The organism is Amycolatopsis anabasis (assembly GCF_009765355.1).
GTDB classification, from domain to species: domain Bacteria; phylum Actinomycetota; class Actinomycetes; order Mycobacteriales; family Pseudonocardiaceae; genus Amycolatopsis; species Amycolatopsis anabasis.
Map to the genome: position 1 here is coordinate 6,470 of NZ_VTHK01000061.1, position 13,922 is coordinate 20,391.

Below are 13,922 nucleotides of genomic sequence, written 5' to 3' on the forward strand. Positions count from 1 at the left end.
AATCGGATTCGGGGATAGTGTGCATCTTGAGTGTGGACTTATCCGGTGAATTGATCCCTTCCTCATCGCCGAATAACGAGAATCGCACCAGGGTGTCGAGTGCGACATCACGAAAGTGGGGAAACGTCCGCAGCCCATGGCTTCCGAGGTCCTTCTCTATGCTTCGGGTTATCCGGGTTCCACGATTCCGCGCGTTCCAGTGGCGCAGAAGCTCTCGTACGGTGACCGAGACAGTTTCGTTGGCTCTCAGCTGTTCGCCGACTTCGCTGAGGTACTCGTGTGGCGCAGAGGACGTGGTAACGCCAGTTGCGGCGTCACGAAGTTGGTTGCGTAGGGATGCAAGGGTGCGATTCGTGTCTGTGCGCCATGCGATCCAGCCGTTTACCTGCGTGTTGGCGACCGCTTTCGCAGCATCCGACGGGGTGTCGTACTCGTTTCCGTTCAACAATGCGATGCGTCCCTCAGGCGATACCGTGGCGACGTGTTCTTCGCCTGCTCTGGGACGGGTGAATCGTAGTCGGTCGCCCGCACGAATCAGGCCTGCTTCGAGGAGGTCCCGAACACTCTCCCGCCGGCTGTCGGGGGCCTGCGCGCTCACCAACCGCGGTCCCGCCATTCGGCGAGCTTGGGGCGCTCTTCGCCGAGCGTGGAGTCATCGCCGTGGCCAGGGTAGAACCAGGTGTCGTCCGGCAGCTCGCCGAAGATGCGGGACTCGACGTCGTCGATCAACGACGTGAAGTCCTCCGGGTTGGTCGTCCGCCCCACGCCGCCTGGGAAGAGGGAGTCGCCGGTGAAGAGGTGGGGGTGGCCGGCCGGGTCGCGGTAGAGGAGGGCGATCGAGCCGGGTGTGTGGCCGCGCAGGTGGATGACTTCCAGGGTGCAGTCGCCGACGGTGAGGGTGTCGCCGTGTTCGACCAGGAAGTCCGGGGGCACCGGGAGCGGTTCCGCGTCCAGGGGGTGGGCGGCGGTGTTCGCGCCGTTCGCGCCGGCGACCGCGCCCAGGGCCTGCCAGTGATCCGGGTGCTGGTGGGTGGTGACCACGGTGCGCAGGGCGGGCCGGTCCGGGCCGTGGCCGATCAGGTCCGAGATCCGTTCCGGGTCGGCGGCGGCGTCGATCAGCAGGGCCTCATTGTTCTCGCGGCACACCAGCAGGTACGCGTTGTTGTCCATGGGGCCGACCGAAATCTTGGTGATGGTCAACGCGTTCAGGGTGCGGCGTGCGGCATCCCCGCCCGGCTCGACGTGGCCGGTGTACTCATCTACGACGTTCACCTGGCACACGGTAGTCGGTTCGTTCCGGGGAGTTCCACCCGTTCGAGATCGTTTCGCGCGCGCCACGTAGTCTCGGGCTGCCCGTCGATTCGAGTCCCTCAGGATGACCGTGCCTCGTTCCCCAGTGCCGACCGGTCGGCGGCTCAATTGGGACCTCATTCGCGTGGTCGCCGTCTTCTCCGTCGTGCTCGGGCACATCACCCACCAGGCCGCGGTCCTGCACCCGGAACTGACCGGCTACCCGTTCACGATCCCCGCCCAGTACGGCGCGGCGACCCTGCTCGTCATCTCCGCCTACTTCGTCTGCGCGACCCTGCGCAAGGGGCACCCCGGCCGCTGGCTGTGGCGGAAAGCGGCCCGGCTGCTGCCCGCCTACCTGGTGGCCGTCGTCCTCACCTACGTGATCATGCGGCTGGCGACCGCGGCCTTCAACCGCCAGCACTTCGGGGACGACTGGTTCTCGATCCTCTTCGGCGCGCCGGTCGACGTGTCGCCGGACGCGTCCCCCTGGTACGTCCCGGTCGGGCTGGACCTCGTGGTCAACCTCACCATGATCCAGAACTGGTCGGTCGACTTTCACTGGCTCGACGGGTCCTACTGGACGCTTCCCGTGCAGCTCATGGCATTCTGCGCGGCCGCCGTGCTCTGGCCGCGGCGCTGGCGCACCGATCGGCGCGTGCTCGGCCTGATCTGGCTGCTCGTCGCGGGGCCGGTGGTGCTGCGGTTCGTCCTCTTCAGCCCCGGCACCGAACCCGGGTGGGTGACCACCCTGCTCTTCGGCCTCGGCCTGCACCGGGTGCACGCGTTCGCGATCGGGGTGGCGATCTGGCTGTGGGCGCGCCGCCGGGTCCCCGGCTGGCACCTCGGCCTGCTCCTCGCCGCGACCGTGCACGCCCAGGACCTGCACATGTTCCCGGCACGCCACGCCACCGCGATCGACCCGAGCCGGTGGCCGTCGATCATCGGTTTCGCGGTGCTGCTGCTGGCGATCTGCGCGGCCGCGCGGGGACCGGACTGGGACCTCCCCGTGCTGCGCCGCTGCGCCCCCGCGCTGAGCTGGCTCGCGGGCATCTCCTACGGCGTCTATCTCGTGCACCAGGAACTTGGCTATATCCTGGCCAAGGCTCTGCTCAACGCTGGGGTGCCCGGTTGGACCCGGCTGCTCCTCGTCCTCCTCGCCGCGATCGTGACCGGCTGGTTGCTCACGGTCGCGGTGGAACGGCCCGCCCATCGTTGGCTGACCCGAGCCGCCCATCGCCGGGCACCCGCCCCGGCAACCGGGCTCGATGACCTGGTCGAACCCCCGCAGAAGGGTCCGGCGCCCGTTTCTGTCGGTGGTCCGTCCTAGCATGGTCCCGGCCTCTCTCATAGGCCGTGATCGTGCAGGTCCGAGCACTTTTATTGAAGGGATCTTGGCGTGGCTGATCGCCTCGTTGTTCGCGGCGCCCGCGAGCACAACCTCCGCGGTGTCGACCTCGACCTCCCGCGAGACAGCCTGATCGTGTTCACCGGCCTCTCGGGCTCCGGCAAGTCGAGCCTCGCGTTCGACACGATCTTCGCCGAGGGGCAGCGGCGCTACGTGGAGTCGCTGTCCGCCTACGCGCGGCAGTTCCTGGGCCAGATGGACAAACCCGACGTCGACTTCATCGAAGGCCTCTCGCCCGCGGTGTCGATCGACCAGAAGTCCACTTCGCGCAACCCGCGCTCCACCGTGGGCACGATCACCGAGGTCTACGACTACCTCCGGCTGCTCTACGCGCGGGCCGGCAAGGCGCACTGCCCGAAGTGCGGCGAGCTGATCAGCAAGCAGACCCCGCAGCAGATCGTCGACCAGGTGCTGGACATGGAACCCGGCACCCGGTTCCAGGTGCTCGCGCCGGTGGTCCGCGGTCGCAAGGGCGAGTACGTCGACCTGTTCGCCAACCTCCAGCAGCAGGGCTACTCGCGCGCCCGGGTCGACGGCACGGTGCACCCGCTCACCGATCCGCCGAAGCTGAAGAAGCAGGAGAAGCACGAGATCGCCGTGGTGATCGACCGGCTCTCCGTCAAACCCACCTCCAAGCAACGGCTCACCGATTCGGTCGAGACCGCGCTCCGGCTGGCCGACGGCCTGGTCGAGCTGGAATTCGTGGACCTCCCGGAGCACGATCCGCACCGCACCCGCGGCTTCTCCGAGAACCTGGCCTGCCCGAACGGGCACCCGCTCGCCATCGAGGACCTCGAGCCCCGCTCGTTCTCGTTCAACTCGCCCTACGGCGCCTGCCCGGACTGCACCGGCATCGGCGTGCGCAAGGAGGTCGACCCCGAGCTGGTCGTGCCGGACGACGAACTCTCCCTGGCCGACGGCGCGATCGCGCCCTGGGCGGGCGGGCAGACCGCCGAGTACTTCCAGCGGCTGCTGGAGTCGCTGTCCGAGACCATCGGCTTCCGGATGGACACCCCGTGGCGGCGGCTGCCCGCGAAGGCGCAGAAGGCCGTGCTGCACGGCATCGACGAGCAGGTGCACGTCCGCTACCGCAACCGCTACGGGCGGCAGCGGTCCTACTACGCCAACTTCGAGGGCGTCATCCCGTTCCTGGAGCGCCGCCAGGAGCAGACCGAATCCGAATACATGCGGGAGCGCTACGAGGGCTACATGCGCGAGGTCCCGTGCCCGGTCTGCCAGGGGAGCCGGTTGAAGCCGGAGATCCTGGCGGTCACGCTGGAGCACAAGACCCGGGGCGAACGGTCCATCGCCGAGATCTGCGCGCTCTCCATCTCCGAAGCCTCGGAATTCCTCGACGAGCTCAAGCTCGGCAAGCGCGAGGCGATGATCGCCGGCGCGGTGCTCAAGGAGATCCAGGCGCGGCTGCACTTCCTGCTCGACGTCGGCCTGAACTACCTCTCGCTCGATCGCGCGTCCGCCACGCTGTCCGGCGGCGAGGCGCAGCGCATCCGGCTGGCCACCCAGATCGGCTCCGGGCTGGTCGGCGTGCTCTACGTGCTGGACGAGCCGTCCATCGGCCTGCATCAGCGCGACAACCACCGGCTCATCGAGACGCTGACCAGGCTGCGCGATCTCGGCAACACGCTGATCGTGGTCGAGCACGACGAGGACACCATCCGGGCCAGCGACTGGGTGGTCGACATCGGCCCCGGCGCGGGCGAGCACGGTGGCCACATCGTCCACAGTGGACCTTTCAAGAAGCTGCTGCGCAGCAAGGAATCGCTCACCGGCGAGTACCTGTCCGGGCGCAAGGGCATCGAGGTCCCGGCGATCCGCCGCCCGGTGGACAAGAAGCGCCAGCTCACCGTGGTCGGCGCGCGCGAGCACAACCTGCGCGGGGTGGACGTGGCGTTCCCGCTCGGCTGCCTGATCTCGGTCACCGGGGTCTCCGGTTCCGGGAAGTCCACCCTGGTCAACGACATCCTGGCCACCGTGCTGGCGAACAAGCTCAACGGCGCCCGCCAGGTGCCGGGCCGCCACACCCGGGTCAAGGGGCTGGACCTGGTGGACAAGCTGGTCCGGGTCGACCAGTCGCCGATCGGCCGCACGCCGCGGTCGAACCCGGCCACCTACACCGGGGTGTGGGACCACGTGCGCAAGCTGTTCGCCGCCACCACCGAGGCCAAGGTGCGCGGTTACCAGCCCGGCCGGTTCTCGTTCAACGTCAAGGGCGGCCGCTGCGAGGCGTGCGCCGGTGACGGCACCATCAAGATCGAGATGAACTTCCTGCCGGACGTGTACGTGCCGTGCGAGGTCTGCAAGGGCGCCCGGTACAACCGCGAAACGCTCGAGGTGCACTACAAGGGCAAGACCGTGTCCGAGGTGCTGGACATGCCGATCGAGGAGGCCGCCGAGTTCTTCGAGCCGATCAAGGCGATCCACCGGCACCTGCAGACCCTGGTCGACGTGGGGCTCGGATACGTCCGGCTCGGCCAGCCCGCGCCGACGCTGTCCGGCGGTGAGGCGCAGCGCGTCAAACTCGCCAGCGAACTGCAGAAGCGGTCCACCGGCAAGACGGTGTACGTGCTCGACGAGCCGACCACCGGGCTCCACTTCGAGGACATCCGCAAGCTGCTCGGCGTGATCAACGGCTTGGTGGACAAGGGAAACACGGTCATCGTCATCGAGCACAACCTGGACGTGATCAAGACTTCGGACTGGATCGTGGATATGGGGCCGGAGGGCGGTTCCGGCGGCGGCACGGTCGTCGCCGAGGGCACCCCGGAGCACATCGCGAGCGTCGAGGAGAGCTACACCGGTCAGTTCCTCACCCACGTCCTCCCCTGACACAGAGGCGGGCGCGATGATCGAGATCGTCCGGGAAACCCTGGTGCCCGCGGGCGCCGAGGAGATCTGGGCGGTGGTCGCCGAGCCCGCCGAAGCCGCGAAGTGGTACGCGCTCGCCGATCGGGTCGTGGTGGTCGACGGTGACGGCCCCGGCCAGCGGCGGCGGCAGTACGGCTACTGGGGCCGCCGCCGAAGCGAGGTCGACCAGGAGATCATCCGCTGGGAGCCACCGCGGCGGCTGGTCTGGCAGCACCTCGCCGAGCGGCTCGACGGCAAACCGGCGCCCCGCTTGGCGCGGCGCACCGAGTTCGCGATCGAACTCGAACCGCGCGGCGCGCAGACCTTGGTGCGCCTGCGCTCCCGCCAGGAACCCGCCGGGCCGCTGCGCGGAATCCTGATCCGGCTGGCCGGGAAGCGGTTCGTCACCGCCGGGATGACCAGGTCGCTGAACCGGCTCCGGGCCCTGTTCGAGGCCTGATCCGCGGGAGCAGAAAACCCGCGCCCGGGTTGAACCGCTCGGCCCGCGCACGCGTGTGGAGAAGCAACTGATCGCGCGGGCGCGGAGCGGAGGCGGCCGGAAGTGAATGTGGCAGTCATCGCGGCGGGCCGACAATTCCCGCCGGGCCGCTCGGGTGCAGTACTGTCTTCGCCGACCGTTCGGACAGGCACGGAGAGGACCGGGGTGTCGATCGCAGGTAAGCGGAGGCAACGGGCCCAGGGCGAGGAGCTGATCCGGCACCTCTACCACGAGCACGGCCGGAGCCTGCTGGCCTACGTCACCCGGCTCACCGGGGATCGGGCCGCCGCGGAGGACGTGGTGCAGGAAACCCTGCTCCGGGCCTGGAAACACACCGAAATCCTGGAGAACGGCAAGGGATCGGTGCGCGGCTGGCTGCTCACCGTCGCCCGCAACATCGTCACCGATCGGGCCCGGGCCCGGGCGTCCCGGCCGCAGGAGGTCGCCGAGTCCGTCGAGGCGCCCGCGGTCGAACGGGACCACGCGCAGACCGTGGTCGACTCGATGACCGTGCTCGGCGCCCTCGACGGCCTGTCCCCGGAACACCGGGAAGTCCTGGTGGAGCTGTACTACCGCGGGCGCACGGTCACCGAAGCCGCGGCGGTGCTCGGCGTGGCCGCGGGTACCGTGAAGTCCAGGTCCTACTACGCCTTGCGCGCCCTCCGGGCCGTGATGTCGGGCAAAGGAACGGAGGTGGCCCGGTGAGCGCGGTGGAGCACGAATCGCTGGGCGCCTATGTGCTCGGGGCACTCGACGACCGCGAGGCGTCGGCGTTCGAACGGCACCTCGACGCCTGCCCGGCCTGCCGCCGGGAGTTCGCGGAGCTGATGCGGTTGCGGTCCGAACTGGACGAGGTGCCGCCCGAGGCGTTTCTCGACGGCCCGCCCGAGGGCGGCGACCTGCTGCTGCAGCGGACCCTCCGGCAGGCGAGGGAAGCCGAGCCGGAGCCGCCGCGGCGGTCGCGGCGCTGGGCGGTCACCGCGGGGGTGGCCGCGGCCGTGCTCGTCGCGCTCGGCGGCGGGGTCGTGCTCGGCCGGCAGACCGCACCCGACAACCGCGCGGCGCCGTCTCCGCCACCACCCCTGACCAGCGTGCCGCCCGCCGGGGTGCGCACCCTCGCGGCCACCGATCCGGGCACCGGCGCGGCCCTGGTCGCCGCGGTCACCCCGGCCGCCGGGTGGGTGCGGGTGCACGCGACCGTCCAAGGCGTGCACCAGGGCGAGAAGTGCCTGCTCGTGGTGACGCCGAAACAGGGGCAGCCGATGATCGCCGGTAGCTGGCTGGTGTCGGCGAAGGGCGAGGCCGAAGGCACCGGTCTCGACGGTTCCGCCCTGGTCGCGCCGAACGAGGTCGCGTCGGTCGACGTGGTCACCACCGACGGCCGGAAACTCGTTTCGGCCAAAGCGTGACGGGCATACTGGCGGCGTGCGGCTCACCCCCTACCGGTTCCGGGACACCTGGTCGCTCGGGGCGCCCGCCAGCACCGTGTTCGCCGCGGTGATCGATCTGGCGACGTACCCGGCGTGGTGGCCGGACGTCCGGACGGTGCGCAAGGTCGACGACGAGACCGCCGAACTCGTCTGCCGGGCGACCCTGCCGTACCACTTGGTGCTGCGGATGCACCGGGCCGAGCAGGACGAGCGGGCGGGCCGGTTGCGGGTCGAGCTCACCGGCGATCTCGAGGGGTCGCTCGCCGGGCTCGTGGTGCCGCACGACGGCGGCACCCGGTTGGAGATCACCCAGGAGGTCGTGGCCCGCAAGGAGTTGCTGCGCCGCCTGGACCGGGTGGCGCGCCCGGTGTTCCGGATGAACCACGCGCTGATGATGCGGCGTGGCCGGCGCGGGCTGGCGGCGCATCTGGCCCGGGCCTGAACCCGATCGGCGGCCCGCGCGGGGCCGCCGAGCAGGGAGCAGGGCCTATGCGGGCACCGACTCGCGAGGCCGTTCGGCGGGGGATTCGTCGAGCAGGGTCGCCTCGTCGAAGGGGGCGTCGCCGGAGAGCACCCGGGCCGCCCGCGCGCGATCGAACTCCTTGGTCCACGTCCCGATGAGCACGGTGGCCACCGCGTTCCCGGCGAAGTTGGTCAGCGCCCGCGCTTCGGACATGAACCGGCCGATGCCGAGGATGAACCCGACCCCGTCCACCAGCTCCGGCACGGTGCGAGGACAGCCCACCGGCCAGCGTCGCGATCCCGGCACCGCTGACCCCGGCCGCGCCCTTCGACGCGATGATCATGAACACCAGCAACGAGATCTTCACGTTCGCGTCCCTGCGCGAGAAGCTCGAACGGTACGCGCGGTTCCGGCAGAGCGTCGGGCAGCCGGGGGAGGCCGCGGATCAGCACGACGTCGATCGTGCGCTCGCCACCTTGCGCACCGCCGATCACCTGGTGTTGCCGAAGGGCATGAGCGGTGCGACGCTCGAGGCCATCAGCGCGGCGTTGCGGGAGGAGCCGGGTGGGGTGTCCGCGGGTGCGGCGGCCACCGCGACCGGTGTCTCGCGGGTGACCGGACGGCGTTACCTAGATTATCTCGCCGACAACGGCTTGGCGAAACGCGAGCCGCGGTACGGCCAGGTGGGGCGGCCGGAGGTCTGGTACCGGCCGGTCGGCTAGGCCGCGCGGGATTTCGGTGAACGGTAGCCATTCAGCGACGTACGGTGATCAACTTGGCGAGGACAGGTAATTGCCGCACGTGTGTATGCACGTGCATTTGGGTGTGCACCTGGATGTTTGAGGTCGACTCGGCCTCGGAAGTTCATTCGAATGAGGCGTGATTGCCCCGGGGGAAACTCGATCACCCGTTTGTCGCGACAGCGGTACCACTGACCGTAACCCGGTGAACTGCCATAGCACGGTCGGGTCCTGCTTGATGACACTGAGTGGCACGCTGCGAAGTGGGGAGGCTTCTCGGTGGCGGGATCCGGACAAGGCTGTTCACAGGGGAGGCGTGTTGTGAACCATGCGTCCCAGGGGGATGAGTGGAACTCACCTGTCGAGCGAAACGGCTGTGAACAGGGTAGACCGCCGGAAGTCTGGTTAAGTCACTTCACACTCTTCGTGCTGGGGGCGTGGGCGCCCACCCTCCGGCTCCTCGTGCTGGTTTTCCCGCTGTGCCTGCTTTTCCTGGGCACGCTGATCGTGCTCGCCATCCTGGTCGGCCCCGCACTCGTCTGGCCGCTCGGCGGGCTGACGGCGGCCGGCGGCGCGGTCGTCGCCCGCCGGTTCCAGCAGCGGGCCGCCCGCCGGCGCCGCGGGCGTCCTCGTCGCGGGCGTCGCCGGTGACGAGGCGGGGTCAGGATCGCGGGCGCCCGGGGACGCCGGGCCGGGTCTGCCAGGGCAACGGTCCGTCGAGCGGCCGGTACTCCACCCCGAGGGCGTCCAGCCGCGGGAGGTGGTGTGCCCGCAGCCGGGCGGCGAACTTCGGGTAGTCCCGCGGCCCCTGGCTCCAGGCGGCCTCGGCGAACGCGCACAACCGGGGAAAGGCGGCGTAATCCACCCGGCGCGCGGAATCCAGGTGCTCGGTCCACACCTGCGCCTGTGCGCCGAGCACGTGGTGCCGCGCGCTTTCCAGCAACCCGGGCGGCAGCGGTTCGTAGCCGTACACGTGCTCGAGCGTGTGCAGGAAGCCGACCGGGATCGGCTCGTCGGGATGATCGGACTGCCGGTGGTCGAGGTAGACGTACTGCTCGGGGCACATCACCACGTCGTGCCCGGCGATCGCCGCCCGGACCCCGGCCTCTTCCCCGCGCCAGGAACCGATGACCGTCGGGCCGGGCAGCGGCCGGCCGGGGTCGAGGATCTCGTCCCAGCCCAGGGCGCGCCGACCCCGTTCGTGCAGGTATTCGATGATCCGCTCGACGAACCAGGCGTGCCGGTCGGTCGCGCCGGGCACCTCGTCCCCGCCGATGCCGATCACGTCGGACGGGAAGATCGACAGCACCTCGTCGAACACCGCTCGGTAGAAGTCCACAGTGGACTCCTCCGGAGCGAGCAGGTCCGTGCTGACGCCCCACGACGTCCACACCTCGAGCCGCCGGTCGGGATGTGCGCCCAGTTCCGGATATGCCGCGATGGCCGCGCGGGAATGCCCGGGCACGTCGATCTCCGGGACCACCGTGATCGCGCGCTCGGCCGCGTAGGCGACGATCTCGCGGAGATCGTCGCCGGTGTAGAAGCCGCCGTGCGGGCGGCCGTCCCGTTCCGGGCCGTCGTGCCGGCCGACCATGGATTCGCGGCGCCAGGCGCCGATCTCGGTCAGTTTCGGGAACCGGGGCACCTCGATCCGCCAGCCTTGGTCGTCGGTCAGGTGCAGGTGCAGCACGTTCAGCTTGTGCGCGGCGAGCAGCTCGATGAAGCGCAGGACGTCGGCCTTCGGGCGGAAGTTCCGGGCCACGTCGAGCAGGCAGCCTCGCCAGGCGAAGCGGGGCTGGTCGATGATCGTCCCGCAGGGCAGGGTCAACTGTCCACTATGGATGGATGCGGCCCGGAAGGCGTCCGGGCCGATGAGCTGGCGCAGGGTCTGGTGGGCCCAGACCTCCCCGGCGTCGTCCGCCACGCGCATCGCGACGCGTTCGGGGGTGATCTCCAGCCGGTAGCCCTCGGCGGGCAGGGAAGTGTCCCGTTCCACCGAGACCGGCGCGGGCCAACGGCATTCGCCGGGCGCCGGGCGCACCTCGAGCGGCCGGGGGAGCAGCGTGTCGAATCCAGTCATGAGTCAGCCCTTCACCGCGCCCGCCATCCCCGAGACCAGCCGGCGCTGGACGAGCACGAAGAAGACCAGGGCGGGAATCGTCATCAGGGTCGACGAGGCCATGATCGCGCCCCAGTCGTTCTCCTCGGGTTTGAAGAACACCAGCATCGCCTGCGGCAGCGTCTGGTTCTCCGTTTTGGTGTAGATGAACGTCTTGGCGAACAGGAAGTCGTTCCACGCGTGGATGAACGCCACCACGCTGGTGGCCACCAGGCCCGGGGCCACCAGGGGGAACAGGATCTGCCAGACGAACCGGAACCGGCTCGCGCCGTCCACCCGCGCCGCCTCCTCCAGTTCCACCGGCACCGCGGCGACGAATCCGCGCAACATCCAGATCGCGAACGGCAGGCTGAAGGTGAGGTGCACCAGGACCAGCGAGCCGAGCTCGTTCAGCCCGAACGCCGGAACCGCCTGGCCGACCGAGCGCATCAGGAAGAACAGCGGGATGGTGAGCGCCTCGAGCGGCACCATCTGCGCCACCAGCAGCATGACCATCAGCACCGTCCGGCCGCGGAAGCGAAACCGGGTCAACGCCACCGCGGACAGGAACGAGAACAGCACCGACAACACGACGACCGCGGCCGCGACCAGCACGCTGTTGAGGAAATACCCGCCGAACCCGGAAACGGTCAGCACCCGCTCGAAACTGTCCACAGTGGGCGCCAGGGTCCACGGCACCGGATTCGCGGACTGGATCTCCCCGGGTGGTTTGAACGCGGTGAGCACCATCCAGTAGAGCGGAAACGCGACCAGGCCCGCGATCGCGACGGTGACGATCTCCGCGATCGTCCGGCCCGGGCGTCTCATACCAGTCCCGCACTGCGCCGCTGGGACCGCACGTACAGGCCCGTGATGGACATCAGGATCACCGTCATCACCACACCGATCGCCGCGCCGCGGCCGTATTCCTGCCCGGCGAACGCCTGCTGGTAGGCGAACACGTTCAGCACGAGGTTCCGCCCGGCGACCCCGCCGCCGTTGGTCATCACGTAGATCTGGGTGAACACCTTGAAATCCCAGATGATCGACTGCACGGTCGCGATCATCAGCACGGTCCGCAGCATCGGCAGGATGACCGAAACCGCGATCCGCGGCGTCGACGCGCCGTCCAGCGCGGCGGCTTCCAGCACCTCGTCCGGAATCGCCTTGATCCCGGCGTACATGGTGATCATCACGAACGGGAACGAGCACCAGATGACCTCGAGCGCGACCAGGCCGAACGCGCTGTAGGTGTCGAAGGTCCAGGAGTACTGGGCCATCCCGTCGAAACCGATCCCGGCGAGCACCTTGTTGACCAGGCCGAAATCGGTGTCGAACAGGAACAGCCAGATGTACGAACCGGCGACCGCGGGCGTGGCCCAGGCGCCGAGCGCGGCCAGGAAGAGCAGCATGCGCGGCACCGCGCGCACCCGGCTGGCCAGGACCGCGAGCGCGGTGCCCACGAGCAGGCTCCCGATCACGCAGACCGCCGCGAAACCGAGGGTCTTGGCGAGGACGACCCAGAAGGTGCTGGTCGCCAGCAACTGGGTGTAGTTGGTCAGCCCGATGAACACCAGCGGGGCGTTGCCCGCGGCTTCGGGCTGCCCGTAGTCGTACACCGAGATCAGCACGAGCTGGTAGATCGGGTAGGCCAGCACGCCGAGCAGCAGGATCGCCATCGGCGCGAGGTAGAGCGCGGCCGCGCGGCCGTCGCCCCGCCGACGCGTCCGGCGCACGGGCGCCGGGGTGCGGGGCGTCGGCGGGGAGGTGAGCACTTGCTGGGTGGTCATCGAGGTCAGCCGCCGAACACGTTGTTCATCTTCTCCGCGGCGGCCGCGAGCGCCGCGTCGACGTTCTGCTCGCCGGTGGCCACCTGCTGGATCGCCGTGGGCAGGATGTTCTGCGCGTCGATCTTCGACCAGGCGGGCGTGGCGGGCACGAACTTCGTCCCCGCCTTCAGCGTGTCCACGAACGGTTTGAGGAACGCGTCGTTGGCCGCGAGCTGCTGCTGCACGCTGCCCAGCGTGGGCAGGTTCCCCATCGCGGAGTACATCTTCGCCTGGTACTTCGCACCGGCGAGCAGTTCGGCGAACTCGACCGCCAGCCCGCGCCGCTTGCTGGACCCGAAGACCCCGAGCAGGTTGCCGCCGGCGAAGGCCGGGGCGATCGAACCGGGCTGCGTCCCGGGCAGCGGCACCACCGCGTACTTCCCGGCCGACGCGCCCTGATCCACGGCCTTGCGGTTGAAGTCGCCGCCGATCGTCATGGCGGCCTTGCCCCCGGCGAACGCCTGCACGCTCTGCGTCCCGGTGAAGTTCGCGCACTGCGCGGGCGGGCAGATGTCCGGCTTGAGGAGCTGCGCGTAGGCGGTGACGCCTTCCTTCGCCTGGGCCGAGGTCACCGCGGCGGTCCACCGGTTGTCCTCGCGCCGGGCCAGCTCGCCACCGGTCGACCAGAGGAACGGCAACATGCCGTAGGTGTACTTGCCACCGACGGAAATCCCGTACAGATCCGGTTTGGCCGCGCGGACGCGCCGTGCGGTGTCGGTGAGTTCGGCCAGGGTCGCGGGCGGTTTCAGGCCGAGTTCGGCGAAGATGTCGGTGCGGTAGTAGAGCGCGCGGATCCCGGTGAACCAGGGCAGCCCGTACAGCTTGCCGTCGACCTTCGCGGTGTCCAGGACCGCGGGCAGCAGATCGGCGCCCTCCTTCCAGGCCCCCACATCGCCGCCGAGGTCGGCCAGCGCGCCGGTTTCGGCGTAGCTCGCCACGTCGGTGTTGCCGAATTCGGCCACATCCGGTGCGTTCGCCCGGTCGTTGAAGGCGCCCGAGAAACGGTCCGCGCGACCCTCCACCGGAATCCACTGGACGTCGACCTCGACACCGGAATGGGCGGCCTTGAACTCGGCGATCGCCTCCTTGACGGTCGCCTCCTTCGGCGCGCGGTTGGCCTCGTCGAACAGCCAGACCCGCAACGTCCCGGTCTTCTCGTCCCCGCCCTGGTTCGCGGGGCCGGACTGGGTGGGTGCGCAGCCGGCGGCGAGCGCGACGGCCGTCAGCGCGATCAGGGTACGACGGATTCTCATGAGGAATCTCCGTTGCATTAATTGCAATGAGCGTTTCGCTATTGGCA

At 69.5% G+C, this 13,922-nt stretch carries 13 protein-coding genes and 2 pseudogenes; 8 read left to right on the top strand and 7 right to left on the bottom strand.

Features of this window, described 5'->3' with window-relative positions; genetic code table 11:
- Both FXO23_RS51220 and FXO23_RS42615 read right to left on the bottom strand, forming a co-directional pair.
- Nucleotides 1–598, bottom strand: a 598-nt coding sequence (locus FXO23_RS51220; RefSeq protein WP_218952320.1) for a restriction system modified-DNA reader domain-containing protein, incomplete at its 3' end; no start/stop codon positions are given.
- Complete coding sequence (locus FXO23_RS42615) at nt 595–1,272, bottom strand: MBL fold metallo-hydrolase (RefSeq protein WP_158893227.1); 678 nt, start codon at nt 1,270–1,272, stop codon at nt 595–597. The genes FXO23_RS42615 and FXO23_RS51220, both read right to left, overlap by 4 nt.
- A gap of 109 nt (nt 1,273–1,381) precedes the next feature.
- Here FXO23_RS42615 and FXO23_RS42620 point away from each other — a divergent pair, with 109 nt between their 5' ends.
- The 6 genes from FXO23_RS42620 (at nt 1,382) to FXO23_RS42645 (ending at nt 7,934) form a co-directional block, all read left to right on the top strand.
- Complete coding sequence (locus FXO23_RS42620) at nt 1,382–2,620, top strand: acyltransferase family protein (RefSeq protein WP_425484961.1); 1,239 nt, start codon at nt 1,382–1,384, stop codon at nt 2,618–2,620.
- Between the two features lie 69 nt (nt 2,621–2,689).
- Nucleotides 2,690–5,545: an excinuclease ABC subunit UvrA gene (gene uvrA / locus FXO23_RS42625; RefSeq protein ID WP_158893231.1), complete on the top strand. Its 2,856-nt coding sequence runs from the start codon at nt 2,690–2,692 to the stop codon at nt 5,543–5,545.
- Nucleotides 5,546–5,561: 16 nt separating this feature from the next.
- Nucleotides 5,562–6,023, top strand: coding sequence for an SRPBCC family protein (locus FXO23_RS42630; RefSeq protein ID WP_158893233.1), 462 nt, complete (start codon nt 5,562–5,564; stop codon nt 6,021–6,023).
- Between the two features lie 204 nt (nt 6,024–6,227).
- On the top strand, nt 6,228–6,767 hold the full coding sequence (locus tag FXO23_RS42635) for a sigma-70 family RNA polymerase sigma factor (RefSeq protein WP_179957040.1): 540 nt from the start codon (nt 6,228–6,230) through the stop codon (nt 6,765–6,767).
- Nucleotides 6,764–7,471, top strand: a complete 708-nt coding sequence (locus tag FXO23_RS42640; protein WP_158893237.1) for an anti-sigma factor family protein — start codon at nt 6,764–6,766, stop codon at nt 7,469–7,471. The genes FXO23_RS42635 and FXO23_RS42640 overlap by 4 nt, the downstream gene beginning before the upstream one ends.
- Before the next feature lie 16 nt (nt 7,472–7,487).
- A complete protein-coding gene (locus tag FXO23_RS42645; protein WP_158893239.1) occupies nt 7,488–7,934 on the top strand; it encodes an SRPBCC family protein in 447 nt (148 codons plus the stop codon).
- Nucleotides 7,935–7,979: 45 nt separating this feature from the next.
- Here FXO23_RS42645 and FXO23_RS42650 read toward each other — a convergent pair.
- A pseudogene (locus tag FXO23_RS42650) lies at nt 7,980–8,319 on the bottom strand (cation:dicarboxylate symporter family transporter); the annotation flags it as partial.
- Between FXO23_RS42650 and FXO23_RS42655 the strand changes: the two are divergent.
- Nucleotides 8,318–8,677: pseudogene (locus FXO23_RS42655) on the top strand (two-component system response regulator); the annotation flags it as partial. The pseudogenes FXO23_RS42650 and FXO23_RS42655 overlap by 2 nt on opposite strands.
- A 444-nt stretch (nt 8,678–9,121) precedes the next feature.
- Nucleotides 9,122–9,346 (top strand): hypothetical protein, encoded by a 225-nt coding sequence (locus FXO23_RS42660; RefSeq protein ID WP_158893241.1) that lies wholly within the window; start codon nt 9,122–9,124, stop codon nt 9,344–9,346.
- A gap of 10 nt (nt 9,347–9,356) precedes the next feature.
- Here the strand turns inward: FXO23_RS42660 and FXO23_RS42665 are convergent, their stop codons facing one another.
- From FXO23_RS42665 to FXO23_RS42680, 4 genes are read right to left on the bottom strand one after another with little or no spacing between them, the layout of a single operon-like run.
- Entirely contained in the window at nt 9,357–10,775 is a 1,419-nt protein-coding gene (locus tag FXO23_RS42665) for a beta-N-acetylhexosaminidase (RefSeq protein WP_158893243.1), read from the bottom strand.
- Between the two features lie 3 nt (nt 10,776–10,778).
- Nucleotides 10,779–11,621 (bottom strand): carbohydrate ABC transporter permease, encoded by an 843-nt coding sequence (locus FXO23_RS42670; protein WP_158893245.1) that lies wholly within the window; start codon nt 11,619–11,621, stop codon nt 10,779–10,781.
- Nucleotides 11,618–12,583 (bottom strand): carbohydrate ABC transporter permease, encoded by a 966-nt coding sequence (locus FXO23_RS42675; protein WP_158893247.1) that lies wholly within the window; start codon nt 12,581–12,583, stop codon nt 11,618–11,620. Before FXO23_RS42675 ends, FXO23_RS42670 begins: the two co-directional genes overlap by 4 nt.
- Nucleotides 12,584–12,588: 5 nt before the next feature.
- Nucleotides 12,589–13,875 (bottom strand): extracellular solute-binding protein, encoded by a 1,287-nt coding sequence (locus tag FXO23_RS42680; protein WP_158893249.1) that lies wholly within the window; start codon nt 13,873–13,875, stop codon nt 12,589–12,591.
- Nucleotides 13,876–13,922 lie beyond the last annotated feature (47 nt).

What these genes read in the sequence shown, in the direction of transcription:
- FXO23_RS42630 (WP_158893233.1), top strand. Translation starts at nt 5,562, where the DNA reads ATGATCGAGATCGTCCGGGAAACCCTGGTGCCCGCGGGCGCCGAGGAG.
- FXO23_RS42665 (WP_158893243.1), bottom strand. Translation starts at nt 10,775, where the DNA reads ATGACTGGATTCGACACGCTGCTCCCCCGGCCGCTCGAGGTGCGCCCG.
- FXO23_RS42670 (WP_158893245.1), bottom strand. Translation starts at nt 11,621, where the DNA reads ATGAGACGCCCGGGCCGGACGATCGCGGAGATCGTCACCGTCGCGATC.
- FXO23_RS42675 (WP_158893247.1), bottom strand. Translation starts at nt 12,583, where the DNA reads ATGACCACCCAGCAAGTGCTCACCTCCCCGCCGACGCCCCGCACCCCG.
- FXO23_RS42680 (WP_158893249.1), bottom strand. Translation starts at nt 13,875, where the DNA reads ATGAGAATCCGTCGTACCCTGATCGCGCTGACGGCCGTCGCGCTCGCC.